At 41.7% G+C, this 23,243-nt stretch carries 17 protein-coding genes; 15 read left to right on the forward strand and 2 right to left on the reverse strand.

Features of this window, described 5'->3' with window-relative positions; translation table 11 throughout:
* Positions 1-11: 11 nt before the first annotated feature.
* The 8 genes from QWZ08_RS18915 (at position 12) to bglX (ending at position 12,366) form a co-directional block, all read left to right on the forward strand.
* The gene (locus tag QWZ08_RS18915; protein WP_290339094.1) at positions 12-1,475 is read left to right on the forward strand and encodes a glycoside hydrolase family 30 protein; all 1,464 of its coding nucleotides are present in this window, start codon (positions 12-14) and stop codon (positions 1,473-1,475) included.
* A 23-nt stretch (positions 1,476-1,498) separates the two neighbouring features.
* Complete coding sequence (locus QWZ08_RS18920) at positions 1,499-2,863, forward strand: glucoamylase family protein (RefSeq protein ID WP_290339095.1); 1,365 nt, start codon at positions 1,499-1,501, stop codon at positions 2,861-2,863.
* 145 nt (positions 2,864-3,008) lie between these two features.
* Entirely contained in the window at positions 3,009-4,439 is a 1,431-nt protein-coding gene (locus tag QWZ08_RS18925; protein ID WP_290339096.1) for a glucoamylase family protein, read from the forward strand.
* A gap of 68 nt (positions 4,440-4,507) precedes the next feature.
* Positions 4,508-7,006 carry a glycoside hydrolase family 31 protein gene (locus QWZ08_RS18930; protein ID WP_290339097.1) on the forward strand — a complete coding sequence of 833 codons (2,499 nt, stop codon included), beginning with the start codon at positions 4,508-4,510 and terminating at the stop codon, positions 7,004-7,006.
* Between the two features lie 159 nt (positions 7,007-7,165).
* Entirely contained in the window at positions 7,166-7,600 is a 435-nt protein-coding gene (locus QWZ08_RS18935) for a DoxX family protein (protein WP_290339098.1), read from the forward strand.
* Between the two features lie 2 nt (positions 7,601-7,602).
* Positions 7,603-9,396, forward strand: a complete 1,794-nt coding sequence (locus QWZ08_RS18940) for a family 43 glycosylhydrolase (RefSeq protein ID WP_290339099.1) — start codon at positions 7,603-7,605, stop codon at positions 9,394-9,396.
* Between the two features lie 2 nt (positions 9,397-9,398).
* Positions 9,399-10,064: a GDSL-type esterase/lipase family protein gene (locus tag QWZ08_RS18945; protein ID WP_290339100.1), complete on the forward strand. Its 666-nt coding sequence runs from the start codon at positions 9,399-9,401 to the stop codon at positions 10,062-10,064.
* Positions 10,065-10,077: 13 nt separating this feature from the next.
* Positions 10,078-12,366, forward strand: coding sequence for a beta-glucosidase BglX (gene bglX, locus QWZ08_RS18950; protein WP_290339101.1), 2,289 nt, complete (start codon positions 10,078-10,080; stop codon positions 12,364-12,366).
* An 89-nt stretch (positions 12,367-12,455) separates the two neighbouring features.
* Here bglX and QWZ08_RS18955 read toward each other — a convergent pair whose 3' ends face one another.
* Together QWZ08_RS18955 and QWZ08_RS18960 are read right to left on the reverse strand one after the other, a co-directional pair.
* Positions 12,456-13,421, reverse strand: a complete 966-nt coding sequence (locus tag QWZ08_RS18955; protein ID WP_290339102.1) for a 1-acyl-sn-glycerol-3-phosphate acyltransferase — start codon at positions 13,419-13,421, stop codon at positions 12,456-12,458.
* Between the two features lie 122 nt (positions 13,422-13,543).
* On the reverse strand, positions 13,544-14,095 hold the full coding sequence (locus QWZ08_RS18960) for a YqgE/AlgH family protein (protein ID WP_290339103.1): 552 nt from the start codon (positions 14,093-14,095) through the stop codon (positions 13,544-13,546).
* A gap of 147 nt (positions 14,096-14,242) precedes the next feature.
* On the opposite strand from QWZ08_RS18960, the gene QWZ08_RS18965 reads away from it, so the two are divergent.
* The 7 genes from QWZ08_RS18965 (at position 14,243) to mraY (ending at position 23,070) form a co-directional block, all read left to right on the forward strand.
* A complete protein-coding gene (locus tag QWZ08_RS18965) occupies positions 14,243-15,568 on the forward strand; it encodes a sensor histidine kinase (RefSeq protein ID WP_290339104.1) in 1,326 nt (441 codons plus the stop codon).
* A 565-nt stretch (positions 15,569-16,133) separates the two neighbouring features.
* Complete coding sequence (gene mraZ / locus QWZ08_RS18970; protein WP_290339105.1) at positions 16,134-16,592, forward strand: division/cell wall cluster transcriptional repressor MraZ; 459 nt, start codon at positions 16,134-16,136, stop codon at positions 16,590-16,592.
* Positions 16,593-16,614: 22 nt separating this feature from the next.
* A complete protein-coding gene (gene rsmH / locus QWZ08_RS18975; protein ID WP_290339107.1) occupies positions 16,615-17,571 on the forward strand; it encodes a 16S rRNA (cytosine(1402)-N(4))-methyltransferase RsmH in 957 nt (318 codons plus the stop codon).
* Between the two features lie 59 nt (positions 17,572-17,630).
* Complete coding sequence (locus QWZ08_RS18980; RefSeq protein ID WP_290339108.1) at positions 17,631-17,978, forward strand: FtsL-like putative cell division protein; 348 nt, start codon at positions 17,631-17,633, stop codon at positions 17,976-17,978.
* A 142-nt stretch (positions 17,979-18,120) separates the two neighbouring features.
* Positions 18,121-20,247 (forward strand): penicillin-binding protein, encoded by a 2,127-nt coding sequence (locus tag QWZ08_RS18985; RefSeq protein ID WP_290339109.1) that lies wholly within the window; start codon positions 18,121-18,123, stop codon positions 20,245-20,247.
* Complete coding sequence (locus QWZ08_RS18990) at positions 20,247-21,707, forward strand: UDP-N-acetylmuramoyl-L-alanyl-D-glutamate--2,6-diaminopimelate ligase (protein WP_290339110.1); 1,461 nt, start codon at positions 20,247-20,249, stop codon at positions 21,705-21,707. The genes QWZ08_RS18985 and QWZ08_RS18990 overlap by 1 nt, the downstream gene beginning before the upstream one ends.
* 46 nt (positions 21,708-21,753) lie before the next feature.
* Positions 21,754-23,070, forward strand: a complete 1,317-nt coding sequence (gene mraY, locus QWZ08_RS18995; RefSeq protein WP_290339111.1) for a phospho-N-acetylmuramoyl-pentapeptide-transferase — start codon at positions 21,754-21,756, stop codon at positions 23,068-23,070.
* The last annotated feature ends 173 nt before the right edge of the window (positions 23,071-23,243 follow it).

Here is a 23,243-nt window from a genome sequence, read left to right on the forward strand (position 1 = left end):
AACTATAAAATATGAAACAAAACATTGTCCTCTTCCTCGCATTGTTGCTGAGCGCATGCAGTCAGCCATCCGGCAATAACGCCGTTTCAAATGACAAACCTTTTTCTGCCGAAGGCAAAAAAGTAATTGTTTATTCCACTGCCGACAGCAGCAACCTGCGTTTGTCAGTTACGGATACGCTGTCTTTCAAAACACTGGCCCAGCCACTTGAAACGCAGGTGTGCGTTTTTGTAGATCCGTCAAAAACTTTTCAAACTTTCCTCGGAATTGGTGGTGCGTTAACAGATGCCTCTGCGGAAACATTTGCCAAATTATCTCAGCCAAAACAGCGGGAATTTTTACGGGCGTATTATAACGATACAACTGGTATAGGCTATACACTGGCAAGAACCACCATTCACAGCAGCGATTTTTCCAGCGCCAGTTATACATACATAACAGAAGGTGATAAAGAGCTAAAGTCGTTTAATGTAAACCATGATAAGCAGTACCGCATTCCATTTGTAAAACAAGCCATTGCTGCTGCAGGTGGCAAACTCACATTGTTTGCAAGCCCCTGGAGCCCGCCTGCATTTATGAAAAGCAATAACGACCTGGCACACGGTGGAAAATTAAAACCGGAATTTTACCAGGCCTGGGCAAACTATTATGTAAAGTTTATACAAACCTATCAAAGCGAAGGCATTCCAATCTGGGGCATATCCGTACAAAATGAACCCATGGCCACACAACGCTGGGAGAGCTGTGTTTTTGCAGCGGAAGAAGAACGGGATTTTCTGAAGAACAATCTTGGTCCAACTATGCATAAAGAAGGTCTGGGCGATAAGAAAATAATTGTATGGGATCATAACCGTGACCTGATGGTGCAACGGGCTAACACGATATTCAGTGATCCGGAAGCCTCCAAATATGCATGGGGTATGGGTTTTCACTGGTATGAAAGCTGGAGTGGCGGAACAGAAATGTATGAAAATGTGGCAAGGGTGCATGAAGCCTGGCCTGATAAAAACCTACTATTTACAGAAGGCTGTGCAGAAAGTTTTAAGGCAGGTGGTTATTATAACTGGGCGCTGGGCGAACGGTATGGCCGCTCTATGATCAATGATTTTAACAATGGTACTGTTGGCTGGACAGATTGGAATGTGTTACTCGATGAAACCGGGGGCCCTAACCATGTACAGAATTTTTGTTTCGCTCCAATACATGCTGATACAAAAACTGGCGACCTGATTTACACCAACGCTTATTATTACATCGGGCATTTTTCTAAATTCATCCGCCCCGGTGCAAAAAGAATTAGCAGCGCGGCAAGCCGAAGCCAGTTGCTAACTACCTCTTTTAAAAATGAAGACGGAAAAGTGGTAGTAGTTGTAATGAACCAGGGCAATGCGAAAACAACCTATAATCTTTGCATCGGCACGTCAGCGGCGGAGGTAACTATATTGCCTCATGCCATACAAACACTGGTGTTATAAAATTATTTCAATAACGACAGCCAATGATCAATAAAAAAATAAAACTGCTGGTTACGATTGCACTGCTGCTGTTGAATATTTCCTGCGGTGCACAGAAAGTAAAGCAGCACGCTGCAAATGCACCTGCAAGGCAAACCAATTTATCAGACAGTGCATTGCTCGATGTAGTACAAAAACAAACCTTCAAATATTTTTGGGATTTTGCTCACCCGGTAAGCGGTATGGCCAGGGAAAGAAGCAATGAAGATGCTGGCTACGGTCATGAAACAGTTACCACGGGCGGCACCGGCTTTGGCATTATGGCGGTAATTGTGGCAACAGAACGTGGGTGGATTACAAGAGATACCGCAGCAAAATTTATGCGCAAGATGGTGAACTTTTTATTGAAGGCCAATTCCTATCATGGTGCATTTCCACATTGGATGGACGGCGCTACCGGCAAAACAATTCCGTTTAGCAGGAAGGATGATGGCGGCGATTTGGTAGAAACTTCGTACCTCTTCCAGGGCCTGCTTTGTGCCCGGCAATATTTTAACCGGGATAATCCTGTGGAAAATGAATTCAGAGCAAAGGTAGGCTGGATGTGGACTGGTATTGAATGGAGCTGGTATACCCACGAACAGGATGTTCTGTTTTGGCACTGGAGCCCCAACAACGGCTGGGCGATGAATTTTCCCGTGCGTGGTTTTAATGAATGTTTAATCATGTATGTTTTGGCTGCAAGTGCTGAAGAGTATCCCGTAACTGCGGCGGTATATCACCGTGGCTGGGCACAAAGTAATTTCTTTAAAAACGGAAAAACATTTTACGGCTATACGTTACCGTTAGGCTTTGACTATGGTGGCCCGCTTTTCTTTTCACAGTATTCTTTTTTAGGGTTGAATCCAAACGGATTAAAAGACGAATATGCAGATTACTGGGTGCAAAATAAAAACCATACGCTTATTAATCATGCGTATTGTCTGGATAATCCCAAAGCGTTTAAAGGTTACGGCGAAAACTGCTGGGGACTCACCGCATCGGATACTTACAATGGCTATAATGCTTTTTCACCCACCAACGATGAAGGCACTATTACACCAACGGCAGCTTTGTCCGCTTTCCCTTATACGCCGGAATATTCAATGAAAGCACTAAAGCATTTCTATTATGATTTGGGCGATAAAATCTGGGGTGAGTATGGTTTTACGGATGCATTCAATGAGACTAAAAACTGGTACTCAAAAAATTACCTGGCCATAGACGAAGGTCCGATTGTAGCGATGATAGAAAATTACCGCAGCGGCTTGTTGTGGAAATTATTTATGAGTTGTCCTGAAATAGGCAATGGGTTAAATAAACTCGGCTTCAGTTATGCCGGACAAACAAAAAATGCATTGGTTAAATAAGCGGCGTTTAAATCGCAGTTCAACAAAGCATTTTATGTAGATTTGAAAAACTGAATACTGTACGATTGCATAAGTAGATTTCTTACATTCTAAATAAAGAACCAGAATAATCTGCTTAAAATTTAAAACGGTTTTAATTATTGCCATGCCAAAAAAATCATTGCTGGTGCTGCTATTTATTATCAGTTTTCTTCACCTGTCAGCACAAAAAATAAATTTTAAAGATGGGTATCCCAACAACGTCAATCCCATCGGTATTGTAAAAAATATTTCTGACAGCACATTGCTTGAAATAGTACAGCGGCAGACTTTTCGTTACTTCTGGCATTATGCGCATCCCGTAAGCGGACTGGCCCGGGAAAGAGATGTGGCCGTGCATGCAGTATCCTACTGGGATTATATTAATGAAGCCTGGGATGAACCCAATCTAAGCAAAACAATTTTTGGTGGTGAAGACTGCGCCATTGGCGGCACCGGAATGGGTATTTTATCAACCATCGTTGCAGTACAACGTGGCTGGATTGGTAGAGACACGGCTGTAAAAAGACTGATAAAAATTGCAGACTTTTTATACAGGGCCGACTGTTACCATGGCATTTACCCGCATTTTATGAATGGCACTACGGGCAAAACCGTACCGTTCGACCGGCTGGATGATGGTGCCGATATAGTGGAAACTTCTTACCTGCTGATGGGCTTTTTATGTGCCAAAGAATATTTTACCGGTGATGCCATTACTGAGAAATATTTGCGCAAGCGAATTGATCAGATGTGGGGAGCCGCTAACTGGAACTGGCATACCAAAGGCGAAAACAAAAGACTTTACTGGCACTGGAGTCCACGCAATGATTTCGATATGAACTTTCCGGTATGGGGCTATAATGAATGTTTAATCACGTACATCTTATCAGCAGCATCACCTAATCATGGCATTTCAAGAAACGTGTATGACTCAACCTGGAGCGGCAGTTTTGGCTGGCAAAACGGAAAGACGTATTACGGTTACAAACTGCCCCTTGGCAATTATGATAAAGATCGGGGCGGTCCGCTTTTCTTTGAACAGTACACTTACATGGGCATCGATCCAAATGAATTGAAAGACGATCACGGAACCGACTATGCAGAACAAACAAAAAATCATACACTCATTAACCGGGCCTATTGCATTGAAAATCCTAATCATTACAAAGGCTACAGTGCTCAATGCTGGGGTCTTACCGCGGGCGATAGTTATAAAGGATATGTAGCACACAGTCCTGAAAATGACAAGGGGGTAATTCAACCAACAGCAGCCATTTCTTCTATGCCTTATACACCCAAAGAAAGTATGGAAGCACTAAAATATTTTTATTATGAACTGGGAAGTAAAATCTGGGGACCATTTGGTTTTGCAGATGGCTTTAGCATTCATCACAACTGGTACGCAAAAAGCCACTTAGCCATCGACCAGGGCCCAATCGTAGTGATGATAGAAAATTACAGAAGCGGATTGATATGGAATTTATTTATGAAAATTCCGGACGTACAAATTGGGCTAAAAAAATTGGGCTTTAAAAGTAAGTGGATAAAAGACTAACCGGGTGGGTCACCCCAAAAGGGTGGCTCACCCGGTTAGTCCGGGTAAATAAAATTAAGCATTCCAACATGCAGGCAGCAAAAATTAAAATGGTGGTATTGTGTTGCAGCGTAATTGCAATGGCCGCCAGGTGCAATGCCCAGCAAAAAACTACCGGAAAAATCATCTCCTATAAAAAAGTTATTGGTGGCATCGAAGGAAAAACTGCCAACACTGTTTTTGATATCCACGTGTATTCAGATCACATTATCCGCGTCAGGATTTCAAAAAATAAAACGCTTAATAGTTTTTCTTACTCATTGGTCGATAATCAAATTCCACGAATTGAAAATTACTCAATCAAAGAAGAAGGCAATACTATTTTACTTTCAACCAATGCTATCAATGTAGAAATTGAAAAAGCACCATCCTTTTCCATAACATTTAAAAACAAAGCCGGCCGAGTCATCAACGAAGATGTAAAAGGCAGTTGCTTTGGCACCACCTTTTCAGGAGATAAAGTAACAGTCTATAAAAAATTGCAGGAGGGGGAGCGTTTTGTAGGCCTGGGTGAAGCGCTGGGCAATCTGGATAAAAGAGGCATGGGCATTACGCTGAACAACACTGACAATTACAAATATGGCGACACCCGCTTGCCCATGTACATAAGCGTTCCGTTTTATATAGGCATACATCATCAGGACGTATACGGCTTGTTTTACAACAACAGCTATAAAAGTTTTTTCAATTTCGCATCATCTACACCCAACTTCAGTTCGGTAAGTTTCGAAGGTGGTGACATGGATTATTTTTTTATGTACGATGAATCGCCCGCTAAAATCATTGAGCATTATACATCGCTGACGGGCCGCATGCAGTTGCCGCCAATATGGAGTCTGGGTTATCATCAAAGTCGTTGCACCTATTATCCGCAGGATAAAGTAGAATGGATTGCATCGACTTTCCGCAACAAAAAAATACCGTTGGATTGTATAGTACTGGATGCTGACTATCAGCAAGGCTATCAACCATTCCGCACCAATACCGAACGATTTCCTGATTTGCCGGGGTTGGCTGCCAGTCTTGCCAAACAACGTATCGAATTGACGGCATCGGTTTATCCAGGGGTAAAAATCGATAGCAGCTACGAGTCGTATACCGATGGATTAAAAAAAGATGTATTTATAAAATATGCGGATGGCAGTTTGTTTGAAACAGAAATCGCACCGCTTCGCTGCTACCTGCCCGACTACACCAACCCAAAAACAAGAAACTGGTGGAGCAGTAAAATGAAATGGATGGTGGCTAATGGCGTACATGGTTACTGGAATGACATGAATGAACCTGCAATTGCAGGCAGTTATCTGCCTGATAATTTATTATTTGATTTTGATGGCAGAAAAGCCAATGCACCGGAAGCAAAAAATCTCTACGGTTTTCAAATGGCCCGAAGCAGTTATGAAGCGGGCCTGCAAAATGAAAAAGATCGCCGGCCATTTGTATTGACCCGTTCAGGATTCGCTGGTGTACAGCGCTACTCTGCTGTATGGAGTGGCGATAATACATCAAAGGATGAAGGATTGCTAAGCGGCGTTTTGCTCAATAGTCAGTTGGGTTTATCGGGCATTTCTTTTTGCGGCTATGATGTAGGCGGCTACATTGGTGATGCTTCAAAAGATTTGTATAAGCGATGGATAGAGGCAGGAGTGTTTTCACCTTTCTGCAGAAACCACCGTGAGTTTTTTGGCGCTGCAGGCGAGCCGTGGGCTTATGGGGAAGAAGCAGAAGCCATTTCAAAAACGTTCATTGGCTTTCGCTATCGCATGATGCCCTACATGTATTCAACTTTTTACGAAGCAAGCCAAACAGGTTTGCCCATTGCAAGAAGTCTTTGCATCAATTATCCGCACGATGATAAAGTGTACGGCAACAATTACCAGTACCAGTTTTTATTTGGCGATGCACTGATGGTGGTACCACTTACCAGCCAGGATAAAATGAAAAAAATGTATCTGCCCAAAGGCGACTGGTTTAACTTTTACACGGATGAAAAGTTGACAGGGGAAAAAGAATGGTCGCAAGAAGTGCCGGTATACGAGCTGCCCATATTTGTAAAAGTATCTTCCATTATTCCATTGCAAAGCACGGTTCAATCCACCAAAGACAAGGCATCTGACACACTGTACCTGCACATCTACAATGGCACAGCAAAAAACAGTTTTATGTTGTACGAAGATGCGGGAGATGGGTTTGGCTATCAACAGCAAGAGTATGCCAGGCGCCTCATTTCATTTGATCCGGAAAAGAAGCAACTGCAAATTGCAAAACAGGAGGGCAATTTTAATTCTGTCTTTAAAGAAATACAAATTGTATTGCATGGATTTGGTAATGCAGCCAATAAATTAAGTGTATATGCGCAACAATATACATTGTGGGAAACCCATACCAAAGTTTTGGACGGGCTCGAGAACATGGCAGACATTTATGACCCTGCTTTTTTTAAACAGCTGAGAAGCGCAGAAAAAATAGCTGCTCAACAGAATGTTATTTTGGATTACAAAAAGGAAGCAATTTTGCTGCAATGGTAATGAAGGTAATTTGTTTATAATAGTCTGAGAAGTAGCTATATAATAGTGCATCATATCAAACAAGCACAGTAACTTTACATCGGTTGCGAAAGACATTTTTCAGTAAACAATTTGTCGTTGCAATACAATAAATAACATGGCCATAAAATAACGATTATCATGAAAAGCCTGTTTTCTCCAATCCCATCCAACACCAAATCTATCATCGCCGTGCTTCGCATTATCATTGGTGCTATGATGATATACCATGGCGCAGAAGTTTTTAACCCGGTGCAAATGAAGGAATACGCCCAGTGGGATATGTTTAAAAATTCAGGATCGCCGGCACTGATGCCTTACATCGGCAAATCAGCAGAATTTTTGTGCGGATTGTTATTGCTGCTTGGTTTATTCACGCGGATAAGCGCTTTAATGCTCATCATCAGCATGGCCTATATTACTTTTAAAATTGGCCACGGAAAATTCTGGTACGAAGATCAGCACCCATTTATGTTTGTATTATTCGGACTTCTATTCTTCTTTACAGGCCCCGGCAAATGGAGTCTCGATCATGTTCTTTTTAAACCAAAAGCAAAATATACCACATACAAATAATTATGTTACCAGCTTCAGTTTTTCAATTCAACATCGTTGCGGCGCTCCGTTCAAAAGTTGTACTACTATTAAGCATTGGCCTCCTGTTTGGCGCTTATAATTTACAGGCCCAGTACAAGCAACAAACCTATTGTAACCCCATCAATATAGATTACGGCTATACGCCCATTCCCAATTTCAGTGAATGGGGCCGGCATCGGGCTACGGCTGATCCGGTGATTGTTACTTACAAAGGCGATTATTATTTGTTCAGTACCAATCAATGGGGTTACTGGTGGAGCAGCGATATGCTAAACTGGAAATTCATTTCCAAAAAATTTCTACGCCCCTGGAACGGAGGCGTGTATGATGAATTGTGCGCTCCCGCTGTTGGCATCATCGGCGATACCATGATTGTTTTTGGTTCAACCTATACCAGCAAATTCACCATCTGGATGAGTACCAATCCCAAAGCAAATGACTGGAAGCCACTCGTAGATTCTTTTGAAATGGGTGGTTGGGATCCCAGCTTTTTTACCGATGATGATGGAAAATTGTACATGTACAACGGAAGCAGTAACCGGTATCCCTTGTATGGCATTGAGCTTAACCGGCACACGTTGGCTCCTATTGCTTATCGCAAGGAAATGTATTTCCTGGAACAGGATCGTTATGGCTGGCAACGCTTTGGCGAAAACACCGACAATACTTTTCTGGATCCTTTTATTGAAGGTGCTACCATGAACAAGCACAATGGAAAATATTACCTGCAATACGGCGCACCCGGTACAGAGTTCAGCGGTTACGCCGACGGTGTAGTGGTAGGCGATAACCCGCTGGGGCCGTTTACACCCCAATCAGATCCGCTGAGTTACAAGCCTGGTGGCTTTTCCAGGGGAGCTGGCCATGGCGCTACCTTTAAAGATGTCAACAACAATTACTGGCATGTGTCAACGTCTATCATTTGCGTAAAAAATACTTTTGAAAGAAGGATTGGCATCTGGCCTGCGCGCTTCGATAAAGATGATGTGATGTGGTGCAATGCGGCATTTGGAGATTATCCGCACTATTTGCCAGGTGCAACATCGCCAGGCGGAAGGCCAGAATGGATGTTGCTGAATTATAAAAAGCCTGTTGTGGTTTCCTCTACTTTAGCCAGCTATTATGCAAACAATGCAGTGGATGAAAGCATAAGAACCTACTGGAGCGCTGCTACCAGCAATAAAGGTGAGTTTATTCAAAGTGACCTCGGCAATTTGTCAACCGTTAAAGCAATACAAATTAATTATGCTGACCAGGATGTGGACAGTTCCTTCCTGGGAAAGTCACTCGGCGTATTTCATCAATACAAATTATACTATTCACTGGATGGTAAAAAGTGGAACATACTAAAAGATAAAAGCAATAATAAAACAGATGTGCCGCATGACTATATCGAGCTAGAACAACCGGTAGAAGCAAGGTTTATTAAGCTGGAAAACATCCACATGCCCACAGGCAAATTTGCGATCAGCGGCTTGCGTGTTTTTGGCAATGGACACGGAGCAAAGCCATCTGCCGTGCAAAATTTTATTGTGCTGCGCACAGAAAAAGACAAGCGTAGTGCCTATATAAAATGGAGACCTGTTGACAATGCGTTTGCTTATAATATTTATTATGGCACTAACCCGGATAAATTGTACACATGTATTATGGTGCACGATAACAATGAATATTGGTTAAAAACAATGGACAACCAGAAACCCTATTATTTCAGCATAGAAGCCATTAATGAAAACGGCGTTTCTCAAAAAAGCACGCCGATTAAATCAGAGTAATTATGAAAAATCAATTAATATTCCTTGCATATATTTTGCTGACGGCCGTGATGCCTGTAAAGGCCCAAACAGAGCCATTCTACAATGATATTCAGTCCTTCAAAGAACAGGACAGTACAGCATTTCCACCGAAGCATGCCATACTTTTTGTTGGCAGTTCTTCCTTTACGAAATGGAAAGATGTGCAAAGTTATTTTCCTGATTATCCCATTGTTAACCGGGGCTTTGGCGGGTCTTCGTTACCGGATGTAATACATTTTGCCAATGATATCATTATCCCTTATCTGCCTAAACAGATAGTAATTTATTGCGGCGAAAATGACCTGGCTGGTTCGGATACCACCGTAAACGGAAAAGTAGTTTTTAACAGATTTAAGCAACTATTTACCCTGATAAGGCAGCAGCTGCCAACGGTATCCATAGCCTATGTTTCAATGAAGCCAAGCCCTAGCCGAAAACACTTGTGGCCAAAAATGACAGCTGGCAATACGTTGATTAAAAAATTCCTGGCCAAACAAAAGAAAACGGCCTTTATTGACGTATACCATAAAATGTTTAATGCCGATGGCACTGTTATGAACGATATTTTTTTGGAAGATAATTTACACATGAACGCAAAAGGCTATGCCATTTGGCAAAAAGCGATTGCGCCTTTTTTACTGAAATAATAAAACCAACAACATGAAATTGCTTACAAAAGTCCTGGCAGTAGTACTGTTTTCTATTTCGCTGCAGGCAGCAGCACAAAATAGTGATGCTGTTAAAATGAAAACCTTCATTGATGTACTCATGAAAAAAATGACCCTGGACGAAAAACTGGGCCAATTAAACTTACCCGGTGCGGGTGATATTGTTACCGGCCAGGCATCCAATTCTGATATTGGTAAAAAAATACGGGAAGGAAAAGTGGGAGGTCTTTTCAACATTAAATCGGTCGCTAAAATTAAGGCGGTACAAAAAGTAGCGGTCGAAGAAAGCCGCTTAAAAATTCCGATGATTTTTGGTATGGATGTCATTCACGGTTACCAGACAACCTTTCCCATTCCGTTAGGCATGTCGTGTATCTGGGATATGAACCTGGTGGAAAAAGCAGCCCGCGTTGCAGCCACAGAAGCCAGTGCCGATGGTATTTGCTGGACCTTTAGCCCGATGGTGGATATCAGCCGTGATCCACGCTGGGGAAGGATTTCAGAAGGTAACGGGGAAGACGCTTACCTCGGATCGAGAATTGCTGCGGCAATGGTTAAAGGTTACCAGGGAAATGATCTTTCTAAGAACAATACCATTATGTCGTGCGTTAAACACTATGCTATGTATGGTGCTGCTGAGGCCGGCCGCGATTACAATACAACAGACATGAGCAGGGTGAGAATGTACAACGAATACCTGCCACCATACAAGGCAGCTGTAGATGCCGGCGTTGGAAGTGTGATGGCCTCTTTTAATGAAGTAGATGGTATACCAGCTACCGCCAATAAATTTTTAATGACCGATGTATTGCGCAACCAGTGGGGGTTTAAAGGATTTGTGGTAACAGATTATACCGGCATCAATGAGATGGAAGCGCATGGCATAGGTGATCTTCAACAGGTTTCGGCACTGGCTTTAAAAGCAGGTGTTGATATGGATATGGTCGGCGAAGGTTTTTTGACTACTTTAAAAAAATCACTGGAAGAAAAGAAGGTGACACAACAGCAGATAGATGTAGCATGCCGGTTGGTACTGGAAGCAAAATATAAATTAGGCTTGTTTGAAGACCCATACAAATATTGCAACGAGCAGCGTGCCGCCACAGAAATATTTACACCAGCCAACAGAAAAGTGGCAAGGGAAATTGCGGGCGAAAGCTTTGTGTTGCTGAAAAATAATGGAGGATTATTACCCCTTAAAAAAAGTGCAACCATTGCATTGATTGGCCCATTGGCAGATGCGAAGGAAAACATGCCCGGCACCTGGAGCGTGGCTACTGATTTCTCTACACCAATATCTGTGTTACAAGGATTGAAAAGTGCAGTAGGTAACCAGGGGAAAGTTTTATATGCTAAAGGATCTAATCTCGATGCAGATAGCATGATTGAAGAGCGGGGTACCATGTTTGGTAAATCGTTGCACAGAGACAGGCGGCCAAAGGAAGTTATCCTGAAGGAAGCACTTGATATTGCCAGCCAGGCAGATGTTGTTGTTGCTGCTGTAGGTGAGTCATCAGAAATGAGTGGCGAGTCTGCCAGCCGGTCGGACATTGGTATTCCAAAATTACAACAGGAATTACTGGAAGCTTTATTGAAAACCGGCAAGCCTGTTGTGCTTGTATTGTTTGCCGGAAGACCCTTAACCTTAACATGGGAGAACGAGCATGTGCCTGCTATTTTAGATGTGTGGTTCAGTGGAACAGAAGCAGGAGATGCAATTGCCGATGTCTTGTTCGGAGACGTAAATCCATCCGGAAAATTGAGTACAACTTTTCCCCAGAATATTGGCCAGGTGCCTTTGTATTATAACCATAAAAATACCGGTCGCCCCTTGCCTGAAGGGCAGTGGTTTCAAAAATTCCGCTCTAATTACCTGGATGTATCCAACGATCCATTGTATCCATTCGGCTACGGTTTAAGTTATACCAGTTTTTCCTACAGCGATATTACTTTAAGCAGCAAAACAATAAAGGGAAACCAATCCATTACGGCAACCGTAACGGTGACCAATGCCGGTAACAGGGCCGGCAAGGAAGTAGTGCAATTGTACACCCGCGATTTGGTGGGGTCTATCACCCGGCCGGTAAAAGAATTAAAAGGTTTTCAAAAAATTACATTGGCTGCGGGTGAATCAAAAAAAGTGACTTTTACCATTAGCAACGCTGATCTTAAATTTTACAACAGCGATTTGAAATATGTTGCCGAGCCAGGCGATTTTAAATTATTTATTGGTGGCAACAGCAGGGATGTAAAAGAAGCTGATTTTAAATATCAGTTGTAAATACGCATTTAATATTATTTTATAACACAGGCCGGCTGATTAGCTGGCCTGTGTTATGCGACAAGGCATGATACTGTTCTTTTATGAGTTTAATCTATCTGTCTGTTCAGCTGCATACAACACCAGCCACAAACTGGCAATGCAGCTGCAATAACAATTGCCCGGTAGTCACCTAAAAAAAATTGAGCAACCAGCGCCCAGAATAAAATTAAAAAGGGATAAAAGATCAGCAATGCGCCTACGATGATTGAATCAAAATGGCCTGACAGGGCAGCCTTTTTTTCAATCAATTTTTTCAGGATAAAATAAAATGGCCAGTGTAAAACTAAACCGGCAAATCCGGGCAAAAGCAACAAAGCCGTTTTGATTTTGCTGAACTTTATCCGGAAGGTGGTCTGTTTTTTTTGACGATCAGTGGAATCAATTTCATACACCCTTTGTTGCAACTGCTGCTGTATGGCGCCCGTGATATTGTTGAGTTGCCGGCCATTTTCACCGTCCGTATTTTTCATTATGTCTGATCCGATGCAGTCGCCGATATTAACATGCACATTTTTTCCGAACAAGAAGAAGCTATTATAATTAAGGCCAATTGGCAGTATTTTTAAAGGAATATTTTGCTGCCAGGCTGTAAGTGCAAGCCTGGCAGTTCCTTTTTTCAACGGACGCAAATGCCATTCATTTTCCGACCTGCCTTCTGTAAAAATCAAAACAATACCATTATTCTTAAACAGCTCAATGCAAGCCGAAAAAGTAGAGTAATTTTCCTCCAGGTTTTCTACGCCTTCACTCACCCTGTATACAGGCAACATTTTCAAAGAACGCAAAAAGACGCTGATCAATTTTCCTTTAAAAGCATCACCCCGGGCCAGCGAATAAACCGGCTCGTCAAATAAAGTGCAGAGAATAATAGCGTCTAAAAATGAGTTGGGATGGTTTACCGCAAGCAATAGCGGGCCCTTATTTTTCAGCAAAGCTTTCTGGTTAATTTTGATATCCCGGCAGTAAAATTTAATAGCAACTCTTGCTACTTTTTTTACGATTTGGTAAAACATCCTTTAATGATAAGGGAATTAGAAATTGAGTGAATAAAAAGTAACAGTTTTTTGTAAGTATCCAAATATTTGCCATCTAAATAATGAAGCTTTGGCACCGAAAAAAATATATTGGACTATGTTTAATTGAGCAGCGGATCAATTGGGAAATTGATCATCATTTCATAATCGCCGCCCAAATGTTTAAGGCTATCTTTCCAAATATCATCCGGCGACGGGTGAAATACCAGGTTTCGTGTAGCCGTTACCGTTAGCCAGCTTTTTTCTTTCAGCTCATTGTTTAACTGGCCTTCACTCCAGCCGCTGTAACCAATAAAAAAACGCACCTTATTAAAATCCAGCTGCTGGGTTTTAACCATTTCAGAAAGTTTTTCAAAATCGCCTCCCCAGTAAACGCCTTTCATTACTTCCAGACCGCCAGGCACCTCTTCGGGGTACTGATGCAAAAAATGTATGGTATCCATTTGCACCGGGCCGCCGTAATAAACTGGTATCGGAAACCCGTCAAAGCCGGTCATCAGTTCATCCAGGGTTTGTTCAAATTGTTTGTTTAGTACAAAGCCAAAACTACCCTGTTGCTGGTGTTCGCAAATAAAGATTACCGTGCGCATAAAATTCGGGTCCTTCAAAAAAGGATCGGCTATTAATAATATACCTGCAGCGGGAGAAATCATGTTTGTAAAATAATTCAATTATTTATGTTACCGAAATAATCAGTGGCTTATTTTTGAAATGTGATTTAGTTCTAAAACCTTCGTTAAATTTACCTTTTACAATACCATAACCGGCTAAAAGCCCCTGAGTAATTTACTTTTGCAAGCATGAAGAAAATTTTTCCCGTTATTACTGTTTTAATATTTCTATCACTGTTGGGAATTATTTTCTTTCAGATACTTTGGATAAAAGGCTCGCTGCTTTCAGGCGAACAAAAGTTCAGGGATCACGTTGCAATGGCCACTTATCAGGCATCGGTAGACCTGATGTCGGAAAAAGGGAATTTAATACCACTCACCAAAAAGGGAGGCTTCATTTTTCCAAGTGAAGGATTGCAAAGAGATATCTTCAGACCGACTATTTCACAACGGTATTCTAAAGATGAAATAAGGCAGATTATCCGGAAGGCTTTTGAAAAACAAAACCTGGAAAATATTCCTTTTGAATTTGCTATTGGTTCAACTACGCTTGTTGTGGAAGAAATGCAATCAGACAACTTTGTGAAAGTGTACAACGATTCTGCAAACAATAAACCTGTAGTGGTGCCGTTGGAACCATCTCCGGGCAGCTTGTCAGAAGGGCTGTCGGCTGATGAAGTATTGATTCTGATTGTGCCACATGTAAAAAGTTTTGTCTGGCAATCCATGACTTGGTTTATCGTTGGCGCAATTGTTTTCACCATCATTATTATCTGTGCCTTTTTTATCACAGTAAGGGCGCTCATCAAACAGAAAAAACTGAGTGAAATCAAATCTGATTTCATCAACAATATGACGCATGAGTTTAAGACGCCGCTTGCTACTATTTCACTTGCTGTAGATGCGTTGAAAAATGAGAAGGTGATCAATGACAGGGAAAAAATGAACTATTTTACCGGCATCATAAAAGAAGAAAATAAGCGCATGAATAAACAGGTAGAAACCATACTGCAGGCAGCTTTGCTGGATAAGCAGGAGGTTCAGTTAAACCTGAAAAAATTGCATGCACACGAATTAATAAACAGCGCCTTAAACAATATCAATTTACAGGTAGAAGAAAAACACGGGCGTCTTAATGTACATTTTGGAGCCGCCAATGATTTGCTGATGGCAGACGATGTACACTTCACCAACCTGGTAAGCAACCTGCTTGATAATGCCGTAAAATACTCCGGTGATAACCTGCTGATAAAAATCAGTACGCAAAATTCCGGCAACACGTTTAAAATAAAAATTGAGGACAACGGTATTGGCATGAACAAAGAAACCCTCAGCAGGATCTTCGAAAAATTTTACCGTGCGCATACCGGAAACCTGCACAACGTAAAAGGGTTTGGCCTGGGATTAAGTTATGTAAAAACGATGGTAGAAGCTCACAAGGGTACTATCAAGGCAGAAAGTGTGGTGGGTAAGGGAACCAGTTTTTTGCTGAGCTTTCCGTTAATAAGGGCTTAGACAATACCAGTTAATTTAATATTCACACACCTGCTCTTTACTATTCATCCACGAATTGGCCGGTGAACCCCTTCCCGGATAAAATACAATTTGCTTCACCTGATTTTACTGCCGGCAAACTGATTCACCAGCGTGTTTTACTCGCATAGTTTGTTTGTTTTTTATCATAGGATGTTGGATTGACTTTCTCAATTCCGACAACAAAAAATGAAGCTTACTTACTTCTAAATATGATCGGCCAATTAAAATAGTCTGAAAAATTAAAAGCCTTGCTTCCTTGTTTACATTGTCGGTTTTGTTGTTTAGGATGATGCATCCGCCGGATATTTTAGTGTGCCACTTCCAGTAAAACTTGCTGAAATCACATTCGCCCTGAGTAATCCACATAAAACGCACAGTAATCCACAAGGTTATTAACATAAATAACGTGCTTTTTCGGCTGATACTTGTACTGGTGTTAATTCTTCAGCTGTGGATAAAAATCTTTTTCCCTTATTTGGTAAGAAGGTGGGAAAAAGTGTTATTTTGTGTGAATATTTATTCATTAAGTGTAATTCAGCTGTAAATGACAGGTTTTCTTGGCGAATACGAGGTTACAATCGACCCCAAGGGACGGTTTCTTGTACCTGCTGCTTTAAAAAAGCAGTTGGTAGAAGAAGGGGCACACCAGTTTGTTATCAACAGGGGATTAGACAGCTGCCTGAGTTTATATCCCATGGAGAGCTGGGATATTTTGTACGCCAAAGTAAGTAAGCTGAATGATTTCGACATAAAGGCGAGTGCTTTTAAAAGACGTTTTTTAAACGGTGCTTCAAAGGTAGAACTTGATACGGCAGGAAGGTTGTTACTGCCAAAAAATTTGATGGAATATGCAAGTTTGGTGAAAGATGCCGTGCTGATATTTATTGGTGATAAAATTGAAATCTGGGATAAAATTAAATACAAAGAGTTCTTTGAATCTTTTTCACAGGATGAGTTCAAAAAAATGGCGGATGAAGTAATGGGGTCAAAATCCGAAAGCTAAAAACGCAGATCAATTGAAAGGTATGGAAGAGGAAAATCAACAGCTGCCAAACAATCAAAAAGACGCAGAAGCTGGTTACCACGTGCCGGTTTTGCTGAACGAGTCAATAGATGCCTTGTCAATACAGCCTGATGGTGTGTATGTGGATTGCACCTTTGGCGGTGGCGGTCATAGTCGTGCCATTTTACAACGCCTGGGCCAAAAGGGAAAGCTGGTAGCGTTTGACCAGGATGATGATGCCAGGAAAAATTTGCCTGATGATGAACGGGTGATTTTTATACCTCAAAATTTTCGTCACCTGCAACGTTTTTTACGCCTGCATAAAATAACAAAGGTGGAGGGCATTCTGGCTGACCTTGGTGTATCGAGCCACCAGTTTGATGAAGCCGGGAGAGGTTTTTCCACACGGTTTGATGCCGACCTCGATATGAGGATGGACCAGCGGCAAACCATTACAGCTGCTGCCATTTTAAAAACTTTTACAGAATCGCAATTGCATAAAATGCTTGAACAATACGGGGAAGTAACCAATGCAAAAACACTTGCCAAAACAATCGTTCAGCAAAGGGCCTTAACATCCATTAAAACAATCAATGAATTTAAACAGGCCGTACAATCTGTTGTGAAAGGGAATCCTCAAAAATATTTTGCCCAGGTATTTCAGGCGCTGCGTATTGAAGTGAACGATGAGTTGGGAGCTTTAAAAGAATTGCTGCAGCAAATTCCCGCATTATTAAAGCCCGGTGGCCGGGCGGCTATCATTACTTTTCACTCTTTGGAAGACCGGTTAGTAAAGAATTTTTTTAAAGCTGGCAGTTTTACAGACACGGAGGCGGATGATATTTATGGCGGCAGACCGGAAAGCCCGTTGCTGGTAATTACCAAAAAACCGATTCTGCCGGGCACTGCAGAAACAAAACAAAATAAAAGATCAAGAAGCGCCAAACTTAGAGTGGCAGAAAGAAAATCAGACGTATGATGCCAGGTGCAATTAACTGCTGAACTAAGGCAAAGATTTGACAAAACAATTAATTAAAAGTGGAAGAAAATATAAAAACATCAGGCAAAGCACCAGGACGTAAAGCAGACTGGAGGCGGTTTTTAAACCATCAATGGGTAGTTGAAAATATTCCCTTCTTTTTATTTTTAGCGGTGCTGGCCGTATTGTATATCTACAACGGTCATTATGAAGATAAAATAACAAGAAAGATTGGCGCAACGGAAAAGCACATTAAGGAACTGGAATACGAATACAAGACCATCAAAAGCGAAGTGATTTTTAGAAGTAAGGCAAGTGAACTGGCCAAGGCGGTAGAGCCACTGGGATTGAGAGAACTTACCACCGCGCCGGTTTTGCTGGATAGTATCGCTGCGGCAAAACGGTAGCTTCCGGTAAATCTCAGGGGCATAATAAGAATGAAAAATATTTAATCAGCATATAAAGCCGTTGGGGTCTTTCTTTAAAACGAAGAAATAAGCGGCCAGGACGATCAGTATTTTGGATATAAAAAAAGACATATTATGGAGGGTGTACCTCAGTTTTATTGTGATGATAGTACTGGGTGCAATTGTGATAGGCAGGGCATTTTATATTCAAACCGTTGAAGGTAAATTCTGGAGCAGGATGGGTGACAGTCTGCATTTAAAATATATGCCGCTGGAAGCAGAAAGAGGTACGATTTACAGTGAAGATGGGAATATGCTGAGTACATCCATCCCGATTTTTGACGTGTATGTTGATTTTGGAGCAGATGGTTTAAGAGAAAAAGGGGGCAAACGGTTTAAAGAAAATGTGGACTCGCTGAGTATTTACCTGGCACGGCTGTTTAAGGATAAAACAAGTGCCGCTTATAAAAAAGAAATGCAGCTGGCCTATAAAAATGAGGACCGCTATTATACCTTGAAAAAAAAGATATCATTTGTAGAATACGCTCAGTTACGTGAGTTTCCATTGGTAAAACAGGGGAGGAATAAAAGCGGGTTCATTATTGATCCGAGGGATAAGCGCATCAATCCGTATGTGTTGCTGGCTAACAGAACAATTGGTTTATCAAGAGACAATGCTACCAGAAATGTGGGTATAGAACAGAGCTATGACAGTGTGCTGAGAGGCACCAGCGGGCAGCGTTTGATGCGATACATTGCCGGCGCCTACATGCCGGTGGAAGGTGCAGAACTGGAACCGGAAAATGGTAAAGATGTTATCACTACCCTGGATACTTACATGCAGGATGTAGCAGAAAATGCATTGATGAAAATGCTGGTTGGCAATAATTCATTGCACGGAACTGCGATTGTGATGGAAACAGCTACCGGTAAAATAAAAGCCATTGCCAATTTGGGCCAGTTGAAAAATGCAGATGGTACGGTGCAAAAAGACCAGGCAGGCAACAGCATTTATGCCGAGGATTTAAATTATGGAATTGGTAAAGCTACTGAGCCGGGTTCCATCTTTAAACTCGCCACCCTGTTAAGTTTGCTGGAAGATAAATACGTAACCAAAAATTCGCTGATAGATTGTGAGGGAGGAGTAAAGCAGTTTTACGGTTTAAAGATTCACGACACGCATCCCAACCATGTACTGACGGTGAAGGATGCTTTTGCAGCAAGCAGCAACGTTGCTTTTGCAAAAATGGCTGACCAGTATTACCACGCACAACCATCCAAATTTATAGAGCATTTGCATCACCTGCGGTTGGATACCATTACAGGTATTGATATCACCGCGGCATCCGGGAGGCCGTTGATTAAAAAGCCGGCTAACCGCAGCTGGGCGAATACCACTATACCTTTCATGGCACATGGTTATGAAGAACTGGTAACACCGCTGCATATGCTGATGCTTTACAATGCGGTAGCCAACAACGGCAAAATGATGAAGCCTTACCTGGTAAATTCATTCCGGGAATATGGCGCAGATATTAAGACGATACATCCGCAGGTAGTAGTGGAAAAAATTTGCAGCGATGAAACACTTGCCCAGCTAAAAGAATGTTTGCAGGCAGTGGTTGACAGCGTACACGGAACAGGACATAAAATTTTATTTGACAGTGCATACGCTATTGCAGGCAAAACAGGTACTGCAGTTACAGCACTTAATAATAAAGGATATAACAAAGGAAATAAAATTTACCAGGCTTCCTTTATTGGTTATTTCCCTGCCAATCAGCCAAAGTATACTGTTGCTGTGGTGATTCAAAACAGCAACGAATCAAAATTAGTGTACGGTGCAGATGTGTCGGGTACTGTGTTTAAAGAAATAAGTGATCGTATTTATGGCCGTTTCTTAGGCAGCAAAAAATTCATCACTACATCCGTTGATACAACAAAGTACAATTATTACGGAATGAAGAATGAGTGGGGATCCATCTTTAATACCCTTAAGCTGCCTTATAAAGATTCCGCTGGCGGGGGCTACTGGCGGTCGACCACCATGCAAAATAACGCAGCTGTTTTAAAAACAACAGCCTATACAACAACGGGTACTGCCATCATTCCGGCAGTGATTGGAATGGGATTAAAAGATGCTGTGTACCTGATGGAAAATAAAGGATTGAAGGTAATGGCTACCGGACGGGGAAGGGTTTTAAATCAATCATTACCACCCGGAGCTGCTTTTAAAAAGGGAACAACTATAACACTATTTTTAAATTGATGCTGAAAGATATTTTATATAAAGTAAGTCTGCGGACTGTAAAGGGTAATACCAATACAGCAATAAAAGATCTGCAGATTGACTCACGCAAAGTGAGCCAGGGCTCTTGCTTTATAGCCATTCGGGGTACTCTTTCAGATGGGCATCAGTTTATAAATACAGCGGTTGAAAATGGCGCGGCTGCAATTGTTTGTGAAGCATTGCCTGCCAGTTTGAAAGATGGTGTTACCTATGTGGAAGTAGAGAACAGTGCAGTAGCCGCCGGTTTTATGAGTCATAATTTTTATGATGAACCTTCCTCGAAATTGAAGTTGGTGGGGGTTACAGGCACCAATGGCAAAACAACCATCGCTACTTTACTCTGGAAGCTCTTCACAGCATTGGGCTATAAATGTGGTTTGATAAGTACTATACAAAACCAGGTTGGGGATGAAGTGATTTCATCTACCCATACCACACCCGATGTCATCAGTGTAAACGCGTTATTGAAAAAGATGGTGGATGCTGGCTGCACAATGGTATTTATGGAATGCAGTAGTCATGCTATCCACCAGCACAGAATTACAGGATTACAATTCAGTGGGGCGTTGTTTAGCAATATTACCCACGATCACCTGGATTATCATAAAACATTTGATGAATACATCCGTGTAAAAAAATCCTGGTTCGATGCTTTGCCGGCTACGGCCTTTGCCATCAGCAATGCAGATGATAAAAGGGGTGCGGTGATGTTGCAGAATACTGCGGCAAAAAAATATTTCTACAGCCTTAAAACAATGGCTGATTTTAAAGGGAAGATTTTAGAGAACAGCCTCGTTGGTTTGCATATGCTGGTGAACGACAGCGAAGTTTATTTCAGGTTAATCGGCGAGTTCAATGCCTATAATTTGCTGGCTGTATATGGTGCAGCTATTTGTATGGGTGAAGAAAAGGGTAATGTATTGCAGGTGTTGAGTAGCCTGGATGGAGCAGAGGGAAGATTTGACTATATGGTAAGTGCAAACGACCGGATTATCGGCATTGTTGATTATGCGCATACGCCAGATGCGTTGCTGAATGTATTGGCCACCATCAAAAAATTAAGGCAGGGCAACGAGCACATTATTACTGTAGTAGGCTGCGGTGGCGACAGGGATAAAACAAAGCGGCCTATCATGGCAGCAGCTGCATGTGAACACAGCGACCGTGTAATTTTTACAGCTGATAATCCCAGAAGTGAAGATCCGCTGGAAATATTAAAGGAGATGGAAGAAGGTGTAAATGTGGTAGCAAGAAAAAAGTATATCACCATCGCCGACAGAAGAGAAGCCATCAAAACTGCAGTGAGCCTGGCTGTTAAAGAGGACATTATTTTGGTAGCCGGCAAAGGCCATGAAAAATACCAGGAGATAAAAGGAGTGAAGTATGATTTTGATGACAAAAAAATATTAAATGAAATGTTTGAGTTGCTGGACAAGTAACGAGTTAGCAAATTAAAAAGTAGCAAATTAATAAAGATAACAAAACATGCTGTATCACTTATTTCGCTGGCTAACACAAAATGGAATCAAATTCCCTGGCAGTGGCGTGTTTGAGTTTATCACCTTCAGGGTACTGTTGGCGGTTATTCTCAGCCTGGTGATAACAACGGTATTTGGTAAACGGCTGATCAGGTTTTTACAAACCAGGCAGCTGGGTGAAAGCGTGCGTGATTTGGGCCTGGCCGGTGAACAGCAGAAAAAAGGTACCCCCACAATGGGCGGTATCATTATCATCCTGGCTATCGTAATACCAACCTTACTTCTTGCAAACCTGGATAAGGTATACATACGGTTGATGTTGCTGTGTACACTCTGGCTGGGTACCATCGGCTTTATAGACGACTTGTTAAAAATCAGGAGTAAACGAAGGGCACAGGCGCTGGGGGATACCTACAAAAAAAGTGATGCTGATGGGCTGGCGGGCAGGTTCAAAATTTTCGGACAGGTAATGTTAGGTATCATCGTGGGAGCGACTTTATATTTTAACCAGAGCGTTGTGGTGCAAAGGGAAGTGTATAACCCGGATATTAATTTCGTAAAAGACTCGCTGTCTGGTTCAGGGCAAAAATTGATGAGTGATTCTTTTAATATCGTGACCATTGATGGTAAAGAGCACCTTTTTGTAAAAGTAAAATCACCCATTGCGACCATACCATTTGTAAAGACCCACGAATTTAATTACGCAAAATTGTTGCCTCAAAGCTGGAGAGAATATACTTACATACTGTATATCATCATCGTAATATTTATGGTAACTGCAGTAAGCAATGGCGCCAATATAACAGACGGACTGGATGGGCTGGCAACCGGAGTAAGTGCGGTGATTGGTATTGGCTTGGGCATATTTGCCTATGTAAGCGGTAACATAAAGCTGGCGGAATACCTGAATATAATGTACATCCCCAACCTGGGTGAATTGTCCATTTTTATTGCCGCTTTTGTGGGTGCCTGTATTGGATTTTTATGGTACAATAGTTACCCGGCACAGGTTTTTATGGGCGATACCGGAAGCCTTGCCCTGGGTGGCATTATAGCAGCATTGGCCATCATTGTGCGTAAGGAATTACTGATACCATTTTTCTGTTTTATTTTTTTGGTAGAAAATTTAAGCGTGGTAATACAAGTGAGCTGGTTTAAATATACCCGGAAAAAATATGGTGAAGGCCGGCGTGTTTTTTTAATGAGCCCGCTGCATCACCATTATCAAAAGCTGGGATATCATGAAAGTAAAATAGCAGTTCGTTTTTGGATTGTAACAATACTTAGTGTGGTGGTGGCCATTGGAACATTGAAACTGAGATAAATTTTTTTCTAGAAAAACCCGGAAACGAAAAGGAGTTAAATCCAATTCAAGTTTTTCATCCAGTACATCCCGAATTATGAAAATTAACTGAAGCCTAACCCGCTAAGTTCTATGCTGTTGAAGAACCATTTTTTATTACCATGGTAATAAGAAAACAACTGAAAAGAACCTTG

The sequence above is a fragment of the Ferruginibacter paludis genome (genome assembly GCF_030409685.1).
In the GTDB taxonomy this organism is placed as follows: domain Bacteria; phylum Bacteroidota; class Bacteroidia; order Chitinophagales; family Chitinophagaceae; genus Ferruginibacter; species Ferruginibacter paludis.